This window comes from Spirosoma migulaei (genome assembly GCF_054776855.1).
The window spans coordinates 19,990-35,917 of the sequence record NZ_BAAHBG010000017.1 but is presented as its reverse complement, the minus strand read 5'-3'; the positions used below and the strand labels follow the sequence as shown (position 1 = coordinate 35,917).

Annotated in this window: 13 protein-coding genes; 10 read left to right on the top strand and 3 right to left on the bottom strand. The window is 41.2% G+C overall.

The annotated features are described in order from the left end of the window. Positions 1–77: 77 nt before the first annotated feature. From ACYVGO_RS19025 to ACYVGO_RS18990, 8 genes are all read left to right on the top strand, one after another. Positions 78–1,340 carry an AAA family ATPase gene (locus tag ACYVGO_RS19025; RefSeq protein WP_460970594.1) on the top strand — a complete coding sequence of 421 codons (1,263 nt, stop codon included), beginning with the start codon at positions 78–80 and terminating at the stop codon, positions 1,338–1,340. Then, positions 1,337–1,792 (top strand): hypothetical protein, encoded by a 456-nt coding sequence (locus ACYVGO_RS19020; RefSeq protein ID WP_460970593.1) that lies wholly within the window; start codon positions 1,337–1,339, stop codon positions 1,790–1,792. Before ACYVGO_RS19025 ends, ACYVGO_RS19020 begins: the two co-directional genes overlap by 4 nt. Before the next feature lie 96 nt (positions 1,793–1,888). Then, entirely contained in the window at positions 1,889–2,830 is a 942-nt protein-coding gene (locus ACYVGO_RS19015) for a ribose-phosphate pyrophosphokinase (protein ID WP_142773451.1), read from the top strand. Positions 2,831–2,920: 90 nt separating this feature from the next. Further along, entirely contained in the window at positions 2,921–3,490 is a 570-nt protein-coding gene (locus ACYVGO_RS19010) for a 50S ribosomal protein L25/general stress protein Ctc (protein WP_460970592.1), read from the top strand. A 986-nt stretch (positions 3,491–4,476) separates the two neighbouring features. Next, positions 4,477–4,998, top strand: coding sequence for a papain-like cysteine protease family protein (locus tag ACYVGO_RS19005; protein ID WP_460970591.1), 522 nt, complete (start codon positions 4,477–4,479; stop codon positions 4,996–4,998). A gap of 36 nt (positions 4,999–5,034) precedes the next feature. Then, a complete protein-coding gene (locus ACYVGO_RS19000; RefSeq protein WP_460970590.1) occupies positions 5,035–6,486 on the top strand; it encodes a hypothetical protein in 1,452 nt (483 codons plus the stop codon). A 30-nt stretch (positions 6,487–6,516) separates the two neighbouring features. Next, positions 6,517–7,686 carry a hypothetical protein gene (locus ACYVGO_RS18995; protein ID WP_460970589.1) on the top strand — a complete coding sequence of 390 codons (1,170 nt, stop codon included), beginning with the start codon at positions 6,517–6,519 and terminating at the stop codon, positions 7,684–7,686. A gap of 66 nt (positions 7,687–7,752) precedes the next feature. Next, a complete protein-coding gene (locus tag ACYVGO_RS18990) occupies positions 7,753–8,733 on the top strand; it encodes a hypothetical protein (RefSeq protein WP_460970588.1) in 981 nt (326 codons plus the stop codon). Positions 8,734–8,845: 112 nt separating this feature from the next. On the opposite strand, the gene ACYVGO_RS18985 is transcribed toward ACYVGO_RS18990, so the two are convergent. Both ACYVGO_RS18985 and ACYVGO_RS18980 read right to left on the bottom strand, forming a co-directional pair. Then, on the bottom strand, positions 8,846–11,173 hold the full coding sequence (locus ACYVGO_RS18985) for a heavy metal translocating P-type ATPase (RefSeq protein WP_460970587.1): 2,328 nt from the start codon (positions 11,171–11,173) through the stop codon (positions 8,846–8,848). 15 nt (positions 11,174–11,188) lie between these two features. Continuing rightward, positions 11,189–11,395, bottom strand: coding sequence for a heavy-metal-associated domain-containing protein (locus ACYVGO_RS18980; RefSeq protein WP_142773458.1), 207 nt, complete (start codon positions 11,393–11,395; stop codon positions 11,189–11,191). 224 nt (positions 11,396–11,619) lie between these two features. Here ACYVGO_RS18980 and ACYVGO_RS18975 point away from each other — a divergent pair, with 224 nt between their 5' ends. Further along, on the top strand, positions 11,620–14,718 hold the full coding sequence (locus ACYVGO_RS18975) for an efflux RND transporter permease subunit (RefSeq protein ID WP_142773459.1): 3,099 nt from the start codon (positions 11,620–11,622) through the stop codon (positions 14,716–14,718). A gap of 32 nt (positions 14,719–14,750) precedes the next feature. Here the strand turns inward: ACYVGO_RS18975 and ACYVGO_RS18970 are convergent, their stop codons facing one another. Then, positions 14,751–15,080, bottom strand: a complete 330-nt coding sequence (locus tag ACYVGO_RS18970; protein WP_460970586.1) for a hypothetical protein — start codon at positions 15,078–15,080, stop codon at positions 14,751–14,753. A gap of 110 nt (positions 15,081–15,190) precedes the next feature. Between ACYVGO_RS18970 and ACYVGO_RS18965 the strand changes: the two genes are divergently transcribed. Beyond that, complete coding sequence (locus tag ACYVGO_RS18965) at positions 15,191–15,868, top strand: response regulator (protein ID WP_198174813.1); 678 nt, start codon at positions 15,191–15,193, stop codon at positions 15,866–15,868. The last annotated feature ends 60 nt before the right edge of the window (positions 15,869–15,928 follow it).

Below are 15,928 nucleotides of genomic sequence, written 5' to 3'. Positions count from 1 at the left end.
CACTAATTACGATTGACAAAAATCCCTTCTCGCCCGTATATTACCGATTACATAATTGACTTTGCAGACAAAAACCCATGCTGATTGACTCACTCTCGCTCAAAAACTTCAAGTGCTTCGAAGAACTCGACGTAAAATTCGCGCCGATTACGTTGCTAACAGGTGCGAATAGCAGTGGCAAGAGTTCATTGATCAATGCGATTTTGGCGGTGTTACAGACGGAACAGTTTCCATTTTATCTCTCACCCAATGGGAAGTATGTGAATATGGGAAGCTTTGAGGAGATGGTTCAGTGGGGATCAACAAAAAAAAATATCAATATCAATCTAAACACTACTTGGGATTATGACAACAACGGATTTAATCCTTTTATAGGTGGAGAAGACAAAAGATATACCAAGACAGAGTGGAAAATTAACCCAAACAATTCATTACCAACGCTTGACCATATTTCCCTAAGTGACTTAGTAGGTAATTCTGTCGAAATTCATGATTTAGGAAAAGAAAGTTATAGTTTACAAACATCGCTTTTAACAATCCCCAAGGACGGTATTTATAATACTGAGAATTATAAATATGAATCTTTAGAAGAACTTAGATATGGGTATAATTGGAAAGGAGACATTAATGAGCTTCTAAACAATGAATACTATCAAAAATTTGTGGGTGCCAGCTTTAATTATATTGGCGCTTTTAGAGAAGCTCCTTTAAGAACATATTACCAAAAACCAAAACCAGGCAGGGTATCCACTGAAGGGTCTGGCTACATTGACCAGATCGTGGAATGGGAAGAAGCTAATTCTCAAGAGTTCGATATGTTGGTTGAATCACTTCAAGATTTAGAGCTTCTAAACGCTCTTCAAACTAGTAAATTGAAAGGGGGGCGTTTTGATCTGAATGTTAAGATTAATAAAAATGCCAGCTTTGCTTCATTAACCGATGTTGGTTTCGGAGTAAGTCAATTTTTACCAATCATTGTGGCTGATTTACAATTATCCCAATACTCGTGCCTTGCTATTTCCCAACCTGAAATCCATCTTCACCCTAAAATTCAAGCGCAATTCGGTAATTATTTAGCCAATAAAATAAATCAAACGAAAAAGCAGTACATCGTAGAAACACACAGTGAATATCTACTCAATCGCATTCGTCTTTTATTAGTTACCGGCGAATTGAAACCGGAAGATGTATGTGTACTTTACTTTGAAAATGACGGAATAAAAAGTACCGTACATGACGTAGAGTTTACTACAAAAGGAGCTGTAAAAGGCGCACCGCAGGGCTTTTTCGATACTTATGAAATGGACGTAATGGATATTGCAATGCACGCCATCGGATGATAAAAGATTTATTTGTTGATAATAACGTCGCTAAGAATTTCAAAAATCCTGCCGACCCACAGTACGAAAAACTCATCCAGTGGCTCTATAGTGAAGGGCACTTAGTGCTTTCACAAAAACTACTAAAAGAATACCACGATAGCAATCGAGGTAATTACGGGCAAAGTATTCTGAGTATCATTGCTCGTCTAACAAAAGACGAACGCATTGTCATGATCTCCAATGAACAGTTGAAAGCCCTAAGCTTTCCTAAAAAGCTTGAGCAGAAATGTCTGCGTTTGGATAAAGATTACTGGCACCTAAAAGCCATTTTACTTTCTAACAGGAAGATAGCTATTATCATCGACCAGCGGTTTCGGGATGCGGTTAACATTCACCCAAAATTTGATGGCGTTCAAACTATTGCTGTCGCGCGCCCAGAGGAGGTTGACTATGAGAATTACACGGTATAAGACCTTCATCAATCTCCCTCAGTAAAGAAACTTCAACCCCTTCTCCCATTCTGCCCATTTTTTCCGTACCTTTGCGGGAAATTTGTCTGGCACACAATGGCATCGTTTAATCCAGTTAAGATTTTTTCGGGGAGTCAGTCTACTTACTTAGCTGAAAAAATTGCACATTATTACGGAAAAGACTTAGGCGGGTATACTTGCCGACGGTTTAGCGATGGTGAAATGTCGCCTAGTTTTGAGGAGTCCGTACGGGGTTGTGATGTGTTTTTGATTCAGTCCACTCCCCCACCCGCCGATAATCTGCTGGAACTGTTGCTGATGGTCGATGCCGCCCGTCGAGCATCAGCCCACTACGTTACGGTTGTCATTCCTTATTTCGGGTACGCCCGGCAGGACCGGAAAGACAAACCCCGCGTGTCGATTGCCGCTAAATTAGTAGCGAACATGCTGGCCGCTTCGAAAGCTGATCGTCTGATGACGCTTGACTTGCACGCCGGACAAATTCAGGGCTTTTTCGACTTTCCAGTCGACCACCTGGAAGGTACGTCGGTTTTCGTACCCTATATCAAAAGCCTGAATTTAGATAATCTGGTAATTGCCTCACCGGATGTAGGGGGTGCCAACCGAGCCCGCGTGTTCGCGAAACACTTCAATGCCGATATCGTGCTGTGTGATAAGCACCGTAAACGAGCCAATGAAATTGCCTCTATGCAAGTCATTGGCGATGTTGAAGGCGCCAACGTCGTGCTGGTCGATGATTTGATTGACACGGGGGGCACCATGGCGAAAGCGGCCCAAATTATTATGGACAAAGGCGCTCAATCCGTACGCGCCGTTTGTACGCACCCAATCATGTCGGGTAAAGCGCACGAAAACATTGCGAATTCTGTGTTGGATGAGTTGGTAGTATCTGACACCCTGCCTTTAAAGCAGACCAACGAAAAAATCAGAGTATTGTCGGTGGCGGAGTTATTTGCCAAAGCCATTGGCCGTATTCGAGACCATGAATCTATTAGTTCACTGTTTATAAAATATTGACTGATTGAGTGATTGAGTGATTGAATAGCTGACGCAAGACTATTCAATCACTCAATCAGTCAATCATTTATTCACTAAATAATTTTTGTCATGAAAAAAATCGAGATTGTAGGGTATCAACGAGCGAATCTCGGCCGCACGGAATCACAAGCGATTCGGGCCGAGGGCAATGTTCCGTGTGTGTTATACGGTGGTAATGAGCAGGTGCATTTTTATGCGCCAGCGATTCTATTCCGCGACTTAGTTTACACGCCCAATATTTTTGAAGTAGCGCTTAATATTGAAGGCGCTGAGTACCGGGCTATTCTTCAGGAAACCCAATTCCATCCAGTTAGTGACGTGCTTATGCACGCCGACTTCCTGCTGGTGACGGATAAAAAGCCTGTTAAAATTGCTGTTCCTGTTCGGTTGATTGGTACAGCTCCAGGCGTACAAAAAGGTGGTAAACTGGTAACGCGCGTTCGGAAACTGCGCGTGAAAGGTAATGTCGAAAACATTCCTGATTTCATTGATGTAGATGTATCGGGCCTTGAACTGGGCAAATCTGTTCGGGTTGGTCAGATCTCGGTAAAAAACGTTGAAGTGCTTGAGCAGGCGTCAAACCCAGTAGCTAGCATCGAAATTCCACGTGCACTTCGTGGAACAGTTTCTGCCAAATAGATCCGGCATATTGCCAACTATTTACACTAATAGATTCACAAAAAATGCCCTACCAGATTCTGGTAGGGCATTTTCGTTAATAAGCTTTTTTATGGTCTCGAAACAAAGGGGTGTATTAGGAAATTATATTTAGTTCAGCTATAAGATGATCTGATGCCGACTAAAAGTAACCAGTCAAAGTAAAAAGCGAATTCTGGTAATAGTAGAGGTTTCGATGGAAACCATTTTACCCAAGTAGTAGTGCTTTTACTACACCGCGTTTGACTAGTAGCACCAAGCTCTGCGTTGATTTAGGAAGAGCAATCGAACTGACCAATTCCCTAAATAAGTAGTGTATTAGAAACCACTTTGATTGTTTAGGGTGTAATCGCCAGATACATTCAGATAAAGCTCGTCAACAGCTCTTTGTATGACGGGAGAAACCCCAACCTAAACTTAAAAAGCGGTCAAATAGCGATCACCGCTTAGCCTTAAAAACCAAGCATTCAGCCACTTAGGAAAAAGCTTGTAATGTATCTTGAACAAATAATTAGTTGAAAAGTGGCTTAAGATCAGCACATACCCTCCCCATTGAAGAGAGAAATAGGCTTTGGCACAAATTAATTCTCGATTCTGCAACTGGAAAGCGCCCTCATTTTCACATTGATAATCGCTAAACAGATATCACTGCTAGCGCTGCCAGTGCTTCTGTTGATCCCCAAACAGGCTCTTAAATGCGGTTAATCACCTATACGTTATACGCTTGTCTGGGCTATAACTACCGTTAACTCATTTCGCTAAATTAATATAGGAAATCATTTAATACATATGTTATTTTACACTATTCAATAAATAATATACAAATTAAATTGAACTACTTCACTTTAAGCATTAAACTGTTTTAGTTTAGTGACCTTGCATTTTTATAGGCATTATAAAAAAAGGTGTATTTATAGTGCCGATTTAGAGTGGATTTAACCTAAAACTTAACTTAATAATTCTAAACTATGGCAGAAACAATGTACTTTACTATAGCTGGTGAAATGCCAGAAATAGCACAACCCTCAGACAGTACATGCTGGGCAGCAGTTGGAACGATGATGGTTTCTTGGCGAGATCAAGTATCATATTCGATTGAAACTGCAATAGATAACCTTGGTTGTGATTTTCGATATTTATTTGACAATAATTTATCATTAATGCCAGATAGAAATGAAGATTTTGCAACCGCAACCGGCATGAAATTTAATTGGCCTAGGTGTGAAACACCAGAGAGCATCTTACAATTATTGCAGAATTATGGGCCATTACTAGTCATTGATGATGAAACCCCTGATTCAATAAATTTTCTCAGACATGCGCGTATAATTATAGGTATAGATGGCGAAAGTACGCCATCAAAAATCTATCTATCTATTATTAACCCAGACGGTGGCTTTACGCAAGATGAATTATTTGAAACATTTACAGCCAAATACGAATCGTTGGCTGGTGATAGTCGGTATAAAGTGCAAATGATGCACTATTGATATCTAAATTTTATAAACCCCTAACTAATTACAATTATGGCACTTTTTGATACAGAAAACCTAATGAAAGGAACATTAGGTAAATTAAATGAAATAATTACAGGTGGAGATGAAAACACGCAAGCGAATATCAATAATTTCATTTCATGGTGTACGCCAGGAATTCCATTCACAAGCGAAGATTTTAATTTTCTAACAAAAGGCTTGTCAGGATCAACTGGTGAAGAAACAAGAAGTTTAATTAAAAATGCTGCCCTTTTTTCGATGTTCATAGACTTAGTACCAGATCCAACTGCTATTTATAAAACAGATCAAGGTCAGACTCTTGACAGAAATAGTCAAGAAAGGTTATCCAAAATATATGAAAACATACTACAATTCGCCAAAATATCAAACCTTGAACCGACTGAATCAGAAAGAATAAAGATAGAAAAATTCAGAAACCTTCTGTCTAAAACGATAGAGGTTCCGGATTTAGTAGATGATACAAAGAAAAGCTATCGTATTGAGTATGGGCCGGTTAAACAACTCTATAATCAATACGAAAAAGCCTATAACGACGCATTATATCTGTACAATAATGCTAGAATATCGGCATTGACTGCTGCAAATTCAGAAGCAGTCTTAAATTTCATGTTAAATGGTCCAATTCTATTAGCTAATGTAAATAGTGCAAACGATGAGTGGGAGGCTAATGGATATAAATCAACAGTAAATGATATGGAAACATATATTTCCCAAGTTACTAATCGAAGTATGTCTATTTGGTTTTCTCATTTAAAAGATATCTTTAATATAGCTTCAAATAATTTAGATCCAACAACAGGTCAGAAATTTTGCCCTAGTTTTTTATACCCTTCTAGTTTTGTTAATAACCCAGATTGGCCCGCTTTTAATTTCCATGAATCTGAATGTGAAACGCATTCGAGCAAAAGCTCAAATGCCTGGGGTGGTAGCGCTAGTCTTAATTTAGGATTGTGGAGATTTGGGGCAAATGCGGGTGTTCAAAACGAGAAAGAAAACCAATCTTTTCAATCATCAACCTATAAAATGTCTTTTAAAATTGCCATGGTTAAAATCCTTAGGCCCTGGTTTGGCTCAGAATTATTTTCATGCGGAGGATGGAACTTAGAGCCTGGAACTTGGCAGTTTGGTAGTTGTCAATTGTCAGATGGAGGTAATCCTCCAATTGGCAACTTTATCGCCTATTCGACGCACGCTATTTTCGTAAAAGATTTGGTTGTAGAATTTGACAAGTCTTCGTGGGAAAGTAGTTCATTAAAAAAATCTATTAATGCTGGTGGTAATGTAGGATGGGGGCCTTTTAACTTAGGGGGTTCTTACAAGAAAAATGAAGAGACTCATGATTTTAAAGCCCAAGACACAGGCTCAGGATTTAGCTGTGAAGGCATGCAATTAATTGGGTTTATAAATAGAAAAGTTGGAAAAACCCCTAACCCCTCTCCTAATGCTAAGTTTGATAACTAGTACAATAAACACTACTAAAATTCAGCTCAAATGGAAGAAATTGACAGAACCTTAATCGCTTGTATTTTAGAAACCATTTACCAATCAGATGACACTTTTTTAAGTCATCTGATTGGGCCAACTCCATTTGAAGTATATGACAAAAAGCACATTGCCGATTTAATAAACCCCGCAGCAACTATTGGTACTTTGAATAGAACCTCTGATTTTTCAAGATTAATCCACCAAATACCAACGCGCAAAATATTTGAGATTCATGATAGTTTGATGTGGGAAAATTATAGCTTACTATTCAATAAAGCAATATTAGCTAAAGACAAAGAAGGTGGAAAAAAGGTAGGGGAATGTATGCCTGATAATCTAAAAAAGAAGTATGAGGAATTTTATAAACCTATACGAAATGAACTATATGACCAATTGACAGCCTACAATAAAGCATATAGCGAGAACAAAGATGACAAAATCTGGAAACAAGAGTTCATGCCAAAACTGATTTCAGCTATAGAAGAAACTCAAAGAAAATGGATTAATGAAGGGTTTAAGATCGAAATAGAAGAATTTATTGACACACAAATAGCTGACAATATATTATCATACAGCTCTTTGTGGTCTAAATGGAAAGGCAAATTTAGTGAATTCTTATCGTTAAATGCCGATTTAAAAAGTGCAGGTTCTTGCTTTGCTACTTTCTATGTTGATTTTGATGAGCTCAATCAGGAGGAGAAGTGGCAAAAAAAATCATTTACACATGATTCAATCACTTCAGTCCTATTAAAGAACCCTTTTGATGAGATGATGGAAGACCTAACAAATTATGCCAAGGACGTTGAACTCTTTGAGATCAGTTATATTAGGCTTAATATTGAACGAATATGGCTTATTCCGCAAGTTTTTGAATCTAGATTCTGGAAAATGAGCCCTAACTTTAGCGACGAAATTGTATCTGGCGAAAAGTTTACGGGCACAATCCCTACTTACATAAAAGATGTAATTTTCATCAAAAGATTTTCGAAACAGATTAGAAAATCCTTTATTGAAGATGCTTTAGAAGGTCTTGGAAAACCCTTGGATTGGGTTTTCAACAAATTCTCAAAAAAACAATCAACTAACAAGGTAGATGAAAACTTTTATTTAGCAGCTATGAATTGTAAGTTAATAACTAAATGCCCTAATCCTGATCCTAATTTAAACTGGACTTGATTAAACCCAAAATTAGAATTTATTAATGTAAATAATTCATGCATCCATTTAATTGAATACACTTACATGTCAAGACAAGCACGTTTGGGGGTTTTAATGTTAGGAATAATAATAGCCATTATGAGTACTTTGGTATATTTTTACCTTATACCTAAACCAAAATTAATTATTAAAGCACCAACGGCTGATACCTGTTTCACTGATCAACCAATCATAATTTTCTGGGATTATAGAGGGTATAAAGGGAAAGTTGATTTATTTTTTATTGATGACTCAACTAATGAAGTTTTAAAAAAAATGGGCAGTAAAGAGAATAACTCTCAGGGTGATACACAATTTGAGTGGAAAGCTTCAGACTTTAAAAGTCTTGAAAACAAAACAGGAAAAATAAAGATAATTGGCGGTGTCACTGAAATATCAGAAAATAAATTCTTAATATTTACAAAAAAAATTCAAAAACCAATTACAAAAGAAGCATTATACCTCTTATCTACCTTTGAGAATGATGGCAAAAAATTCAAAATTACAGCATTTGATGAATCCGCTATTCAACCAATTTCGGGTGGCATTGTGTATTTAAATGAAACACCTATTGGTATTGTTGGGGAATCCATTAATACAACTAGTATTAATGTAAGGGCTACGTCAAAAAATCAGAAGACTTGCGATGGAAAAAAAGAAGATGGCAATGACTGCCAGAGAATTGAGTCTTTTACAACATTTATTGGAAATGAGATTAATGTAAGAGTTAAAGGCTATAAAATATCCAAAACAATACCTATTGAGACTTTCTTAAACTCTCCTTTAAATGACGATTGTAAATGTTCAACTGTTGAAAATAAATATAATTTAAAAATTGCTCTAAAGAATATCACAAATTACCATTTAGAAGTGCTTAACAGTGCTCCAGTCCCAGAAATAGTTCAAGAAAAAATAGACAGGAAAGTTCCTGAAAAAGTTTTAAGGATGAATAATAATTTTGAAGTAAATAAGTTTAATAGAGAAATAATTAAGTCAGGTAGGGTTATGCCTCATATTGTCGAATAACTGCCCTGACAGGCTATGCCTATAACCTGGCTACACTAGTTGCGTTCTAAATGGTGGCTTCAAGTGGGCTACCTTAACAATTACCTTTTTTCTTTACAAGGTTAATCTAAAATCAGAGTTTCATACCCCGCAGCCGCAGGCTATTACTTACAACTGATACCGAACTCAATGCCATAGCGGCTCCGGCTATCATCGGATTTAATAAGAATCCAAACGAAGGATACAGTAGGCCAGCAGCAATAGGAATACCGATAATATTGTAGATAAAAGCCCAGAACAAATTCTGCCGAATAACCCGGACGGTTTGTTTCGACAATTGCAGGGCTTTAGGTATACTGTTCAAATCGGATGTAATCAGCGTCATACGGGCTACGTCCATCGCAATGTCTGAACCTTTACCCATGGCAATACTTACATCGGCCTGAGCCATTGCCTGCGAGTCGTTAATGCCATCACCAACCATGGCGACTATCTTTCCTGTAGTTTGTAACTCGTTCACAAAACTGGCTTTATCGGCAGGCATCATGTTGGCATTATAGTGGTCCACTCCTACCTGCTTCGCTATAGAAGCGGCCGTTTGGGCATTATCGCCCGTCAACATATATACGTCAATACCCCGACTTTGTAAGGTATCAATCGCCTTCTTCGAACCAGGCTTAATAGGATCGGCTATTGCAATTGTGGCTAACACTTCTGCTTGCTTCTCATCAACGCTACGCTTTGCAAAAAACACAACCGTTTTAACCTGGCTCTGTAGTTTAGAAGCCTGTTGAATTTGTGTTTCAGACAATTCAATTTGGTTCTCTTCCAGCAGACTCTGATTACCAACAAAATACGTTTCACTTTGGTAGTGGGCCTTCACACCTCGCCCCGTTACACTTTCAAAAGAATCTACTAGTACTGATTTCGTATCGGTCAGCTTCAGTGTGACAGCCTCCGCGAGTGGATGCTCCGACAGTGATTCCAACGTATATAATACGCGCTGAAGCACAGGAAGTTCATCTTCAGAAGCTGTCCAATATAAATCGGTTACGACGGGTTTACCCTCAGTAATGGTACCCGTTTTATCTAAGATAAGGGCATTTACCCGATGGGCGACTTCGAGGCTCTCGGCATCTTTAATCAGGATATTATGTTCAGCTCCCTTGCCAATACCCACCATAATAGCGGTTGGTGTTGCCAATCCCAATGCACAGGGACAGGCGATGACCAGTACCGTTACAGAGGTCAGCAGGGCCGTTGTAAACGGATCGGCTTCAGGAGCCAGGTACTGTCCAAATACCATCCAGACCACAAATGTCAAGAGCGCAATGCCAAGAACTACCGGAACGAAGATGCCTGCAATCCGATCAACCAGCTGTTGCACGGGGGCCTTGCTCCCTTGGGCATCCTGCACCATGCGAATGATTTGCGCCAGGAGCGTGTCGGCACCTACTTTTTCGGCCCGAAACCGGAAACTCCCTTTCTGGTTAATCGTTCCGGCAAAAACGGTTGTACCTGCCAGTTTTTCAACCGGCAGAGGCTCTCCGCTTATCATACTTTCATCGACATACGACTGCCCCAACTCAACCCGACCATCAACCGGAATTTTCTCACCAGGGCGAACGACCAGTAGCTGACCAACCTGCACTGACGAAATTGGCACCTCCCGTTCGGTATCACCCTCAACTAAACGAACCGTTTTGGGTTGCAAACCCATCAGTTTTTTGATGGCTGAAGAAGTCGTTGATTTAGCCCGTTCCTCAAGTACTTTTCCCAACAAAATAAAGGCAACCACTACCGAGGCCGCTTCAAAATACACATGCGGGTGCTGGCCACGGTGATGCCAGAATTCAGGATAAACCGTATTGAATGCACTGAACAAAAACGCAATACCCGTGCTGAGCGCCACTAACGTGTCCATGTTTGCGCGTGCATGAAGAGCCTGCTTCCAGGCATTGACAAAAAATGAACGTCCTAAGCCAAACACTACGGCTGCCGACAGGAACATTATCAGGTAATTGGCGTAAGAAGTCCACTTCACACCGTTGGGCTGATCCATGAAAAACATACCGATCACAACAATTGGCAGCGACAGAACCAAAGCCCAGATTGTCCGTTGCTTTAGCTGTTTATAGTGTCGTTGCTGAGCTTCTGCCTGCACCAGCTGTGGATCGGCCTGGGTCGGGTCTTCCGACTCGATAACGATATCATATCCAATAGCACGAACCGCGTTTTGCAGGTCAACCACGGTAACGGCCTTTGGATCGAACTGTACCCAGGCAGATTGATTGGCGTAGTTTACCCCCGCATCGCTAACCCCTGGCGTACTTTTCAGAATTGATTCGACGCTGACCGCACAGGCGGCACAGCTCATTTCCAGTACCGGAAAGGTTTTCCGAATTTCAGCGTTCCTGACTATGTCGTTTCCTGGGCTTGTCTTAATTGGGTTGGTTGTCATGGTTATAGCTGGCTGTTAGTTCAGCGGCTCTGCTTTATAGCCCGCTTTTTCAATTGCCTGCTTAACAACTGCGGCATTGCTGGCCTCGGCAGTCAGTATTTTATCAGGAGCTTGCGTATCAACCTGCCAGTGTCCTTCGCCAACCGCTTCGTTTAAAAAGGGAGTAACCGCAGCGATGCAGCCGCCACATTTAATATTGGTTTTGAATTTTAAGGTTTCCATTCGTTTAATTGTTCTGAGTTCGTTTTTAGGATAACAGAATTTACCCAACAAAGGTCACATTTATGCCCGTTGGAATGATTATACAATTGCGGGTGGGTCGTATAAAATTAATCCTATTCATGGCCCCATGTTTTAACCCACTTTTAACAACAGATTAAGCCTAATTTAAGTCGCAAAAAGGACTTTTGCCGCTGTACCATTATCTGCGCAGTTCCGCCACCGGCATGAATAAGTTCATAAAGAGTATCTTGTCTTTCTCGCTTAAGAACAAGTTTTTCATTTTTTTCCTGACAGCACTATCTGTTGTAGCGGGTGTCATAAGTTATCAGAATACACCCATAGAAGCCTTTCCTGATGTTACCAATACACAAATTACGCTCATCACCCAATGGCCAGGTCGATCGGCGGAGGAAGTTGAAAAATTTGTCACTATTCCCATTGAGATTGGCCTGAACTCCGTTCAAAAACGAACCGATATTCGTTCGACGTCCCTGTTTGGCCTGTCAGTTATAAAAGTTCTGTTTGATGATGGTGTAGATGATGCTTTTGCCCGCCAGCAGGTTAATAACCTGCTAAGTGGAGTCGAACTACCCGAAGGCATACGACCCGATGTACAGCCTCCTTATGGGCCGACTGGTGAGATTTTCCGATATACGCTTCAATCTCCAACCCGTACAGCCCGCGAACTGAAAACCATTCAGGATTGGGTGATTGACCGCCAGTTGAAAAGTGTACCGGGCGTAGCTGATGTTGTTAGTTTCGGGGGCGAAGTCAAAACCTATGAGATTTCGGTAGATCCTCGCCGATTGATGGACTATAATATCACTCCACTTCAGTTGTACCAGGCGGTAGCCAACTCCAATGTGAACGTAGGGGGTGATGTTATTGAGAAAAACTCTGAGGCTTATGTAGTTCGCGGCATTGGCTTACTACGAAATCAACAGGATATTCAGAATATTACGATCAGGAACATTAAGGGCACTCCCATTATGGTGCGCAACGTAGCGCAGGTTTCCGAATCGGCCTTACCCCGACTTGGACAAGCTGGTCGGGATCGAAAAGATGATGTTGTCGAGTGTATCGTCGTGATGCGTAAGGGAGAAAATCCCAGCGAAGTAATTGAACGGGTAAAAGACAAAATCAACGATCTGAACAACAACATCTTACCGTCTGATGTTCAGATCAACACGTTCTACAACCGCGAAACGCTCATTAATTTCGCAACGCATACGGTCACGCACAACCTGATCGAAGGCATTATTTTCGTAACGGTCATTGTCTTTATTTTTATGGCCGACTGGCGTACCACGGTCACCGTATCTATTGTTATCCCGCTAGCCTTACTGTTTGCCTTTATCTGTCTGCGACTTAAGGGCATGTCGGCTAACCTGCTATCAATGGGTGCTATTGACTTCGGTATCATTGTCGATGGCGCGGTGGTGATGGTGGAGGGAATTTTCGTGACACTCGATGAGATGGCTCATAAAGAAGGGATGGCGAAATTCAATAAGCTGGCCAAATTGGGAATTCTTCGAAAAACGGGAACGGAAATGGGCAAGGCTATTTTCTTCTCCAAACTAATTATCATCACTTGTTTGGTCCCTATATTCTCGTTCCAGAAAGTAGAAGGTAAAATGTTTTCACCCTTAGCCTGGACATTGGGGTTTGCGCTGCTTGGCGCGTTAATTTTCACATTGACACTTGTACCCGTGTTGGCCAGTATTCTGCTCAAGAAGAATGTCCGCGAGAAACACAATCCGTTCGTTAACGTCGTGACCAAATACGCTACCCAGGCATTTGGCTTTACGTTCGCTCACAAAAAAATGAGCTTGCTCGTTACGGCAATTATTGTGGCTGTTGGATTATCAGGATTTAGCTTATTGGGCACGGAGTTTTTACCCGAATTGAACGAAGGGTCAATCTATGTACGGGCCACGATGCCCATGAGTATTTCGTTACCTGAATCGGTAAAGCAAACCGTACAAATGCGTCATATTTTCGATCAGTTTCCCGAAGTGAAAGGGGTTATTTCTCAGACAGGGCGACCGAATGATGGCACTGACCCGACTGGCTTCTACAATATCGAATTCCTGGTGGACATTTACCCACAGGACGATTGGAAAAGTAAACTCACCAAGGAGGAGTTAATTGATAAGATGCAGGAAAAACTAGCCGTTTTTCCTGGCGTGAACTTCAACTTTTCACAACCCATTATGGATAACGTTGAAGAGGCTGTTTCAGGGGTAAAAGGCTCTATTGCCGTTAAAATATACGGCCCTGATCAAACGGTTCTGGAGACTAAAGCGGGGGAGATTCAGAAGCAATTAGCCACCGTACAGGGTATTGAAGACTTGGGTGTTATTCGTACTACGGGCCAACCCGAAATGAGGATCGAATTAGATGAACGAAAACTAGCTTTATACGGCGTCAATAAAGCAGATGCAGAAGCCGTAATTGAAATGGCCATTGGTGGTAAAGCCGCCACGCAGATTTATGAAGGCGAACGGAAGTTCGATCTACGAATTCGTTACGACCAACCCTTTCGATCTAACGAACAACAAATCAGCCAGTTAATGGTTCCAACAGAAACTGGAAGCATGATTCCGATTAAGGAAATCGCGAATGTGTACACCCAAATGGGCCCAGTACTGATTTTCCGTGAAGCCAGCCAGCGTTATGGAGCCGTAAAGTTCTCCGTTCGGGGCCGTGATATGGGGAGTGCTGTTGCCGAAGCCCAACAGAAGGTGCTCGAACACGTAAAACTGCCATCTGGCTATACGGTTAAGTGGGCAGGTGATTTTGAGAACCAGCAGCGGGCTACGGCTCGTTTAGCCCAGGTAGTACCCATTAGTTTACTGGCTATTTTCTTTATTCTGTTTGTCTTGTTTGGCAACGTTAAAGATGCGGGTCTTGTGCTGTTCAACGTACCATTCGCTATTATTGGTGGCATTGCGGCCTTGTTGATTACCCATGTTAACTTCAGCATCTCGGCAGGTATCGGATTCATCGCCCTGTTTGGAATTTGTATTCAAAATGGTGTAATTTTGATCTCGGTTTTTAAGAAGAACCTGCGTAACAGTTTACTGCTCAACGACGCTATCCGGGAAGGGGTTATCTCGCGTATTCGACCTGTAGTGATGACAGCCATGATGGCAGGCATTGGTCTAATTCCAGCAGCCGTTTCGCACGGTATAGGCTCCGAAACGGCCAAGCCATTAGCCATCGTTGTTATTGGTGGATTAATCACGGCGACCTTGCTAACCTTGTTCATTTTCCCGCTAATTTTCTATGCCTTTTACCGGCAGAAATTAGATGATAATTAAGATTTAGCCGTTTTTATATACGTTAGGTAATTTTAGCCGATGATTTTCGTTTTTAATGAAATAAATTTTAACATTTGCAGTATACTCCAGCCCAAATAAAAATTGCTTTTTTGTGCTGTGTGAAAGAAATTGCGTAGTTTCGCATAACAATCCTTTACAAAGGGAAGGTTGAACATCAAGATCCGGCGGCCGCCCGGTTGTCGATCTTGAAATGGTGTGGATAGAAGCGGAAAGCCGCCCCGATTTTCGGAGCGGCTTTTTTGTTTTATTTTTTTGGCCCTCACCAAGTTAGCAACTTGCTTTAACGCTCTTTTAATGCTGTTTTCAATCCCTTTTAATGCCATCGGTCGACCTTGAGCCATCAAGTAGTTGAGCCCATTTGGTACAACGTCCAGAAGGCTTAACTGAGATTAAAAACTTTTAATTTATTCTGCCGTTTTTAAATCAGACAAGAGCTATGTATGTTGCCGATATGAAAATTCTGGTGGTGGAGGACGAGCCCAAATTAGCCTCGTTTGTACGGAAAGGGCTGGAAGAACAATCCTGCGAAGTAGATGTGGCTTTCGACGGTCAAGTTGGGCGAACAATGGCTCTTAATAATCTCTATGATGTGATTATTATGGACATAAACCTGCCTAAGATGAACGGTTTCGATGTGGTACAGGCTATTCGACAGGAGAAGAACCGAACCCCTGTACTTATGCTGACGGCCATGGGCTCCGTTGATGATAAGCTAACTGGTTTTGAAGCGGGTGCCGATGATTATTTAGTTAAACCGTTCGAATTTCGGGAGCTGATGGCTCGGCTACGCGCCCTTACCAAACGAAGTAGCGAAGCCGGTATGCAGGCTAACGTATTAAAAGTAGCCGACCTTGAACTGGATCTTAATGAAAAAATAGCTCGTCGAAGCGATAAACGAATCGAGCTGACAGCCAAAGAATTTGGTTTACTTGAATACCTTATGCGCAACCGGGGCCGCGTTGTGTCACGCGTCGACATTGCGGAGAAGGTTTGGGATATTCACTTCGATACGGGAACCAATGTAATTGATGTATACGTAAATTTCCTTCGAAAAAAAATTGACAAAGATTTCCCCAAAAAACTCATTCACACCGTGATTGGGATGGGGTATATGTTAAAAGAGGAGTAAAGGGAGAATGGAGGAAAGGGAAAAGGAAAAGGGGATATGCAGTTGATCTTCTCTTTTTCC

Coding starts and splice junctions, on each gene's coding strand:
- ACYVGO_RS18980 (WP_142773458.1), bottom strand. CDS start 11,395: ATGGAAACCTTAAAATTCAAAACCAATATTAAATGTGGCGGCTGCATC.
- ACYVGO_RS19020 (WP_460970593.1), top strand. CDS start 1,337: ATGATAAAAGATTTATTTGTTGATAATAACGTCGCTAAGAATTTCAAA.
- ACYVGO_RS18985 (WP_460970587.1), bottom strand. CDS start 11,173: ATGACAACCAACCCAATTAAGACAAGCCCAGGAAACGACATAGTCAGG.
- ACYVGO_RS18995 (WP_460970589.1), top strand. CDS start 6,517: ATGGAAGAAATTGACAGAACCTTAATCGCTTGTATTTTAGAAACCATT.
- ACYVGO_RS18975 (WP_142773459.1), top strand. CDS start 11,620: ATGAATAAGTTCATAAAGAGTATCTTGTCTTTCTCGCTTAAGAACAAG.
- ACYVGO_RS19025 (WP_460970594.1), top strand. CDS start 78: ATGCTGATTGACTCACTCTCGCTCAAAAACTTCAAGTGCTTCGAAGAA.
- ACYVGO_RS18990 (WP_460970588.1), top strand. CDS start 7,753: ATGTCAAGACAAGCACGTTTGGGGGTTTTAATGTTAGGAATAATAATA.
- ACYVGO_RS18965 (WP_198174813.1), top strand. CDS start 15,191: ATGAAAATTCTGGTGGTGGAGGACGAGCCCAAATTAGCCTCGTTTGTA.
- ACYVGO_RS19005 (WP_460970591.1), top strand. CDS start 4,477: ATGGCAGAAACAATGTACTTTACTATAGCTGGTGAAATGCCAGAAATA.
- ACYVGO_RS18970 (WP_460970586.1), bottom strand. CDS start 15,080: ATGGCTCAAGGTCGACCGATGGCATTAAAAGGGATTGAAAACAGCATT.
- ACYVGO_RS19000 (WP_460970590.1), top strand. CDS start 5,035: ATGGCACTTTTTGATACAGAAAACCTAATGAAAGGAACATTAGGTAAA.
- ACYVGO_RS19010 (WP_460970592.1), top strand. CDS start 2,921: ATGAAAAAAATCGAGATTGTAGGGTATCAACGAGCGAATCTCGGCCGC.
- ACYVGO_RS19015 (WP_142773451.1), top strand. CDS start 1,889: ATGGCATCGTTTAATCCAGTTAAGATTTTTTCGGGGAGTCAGTCTACT.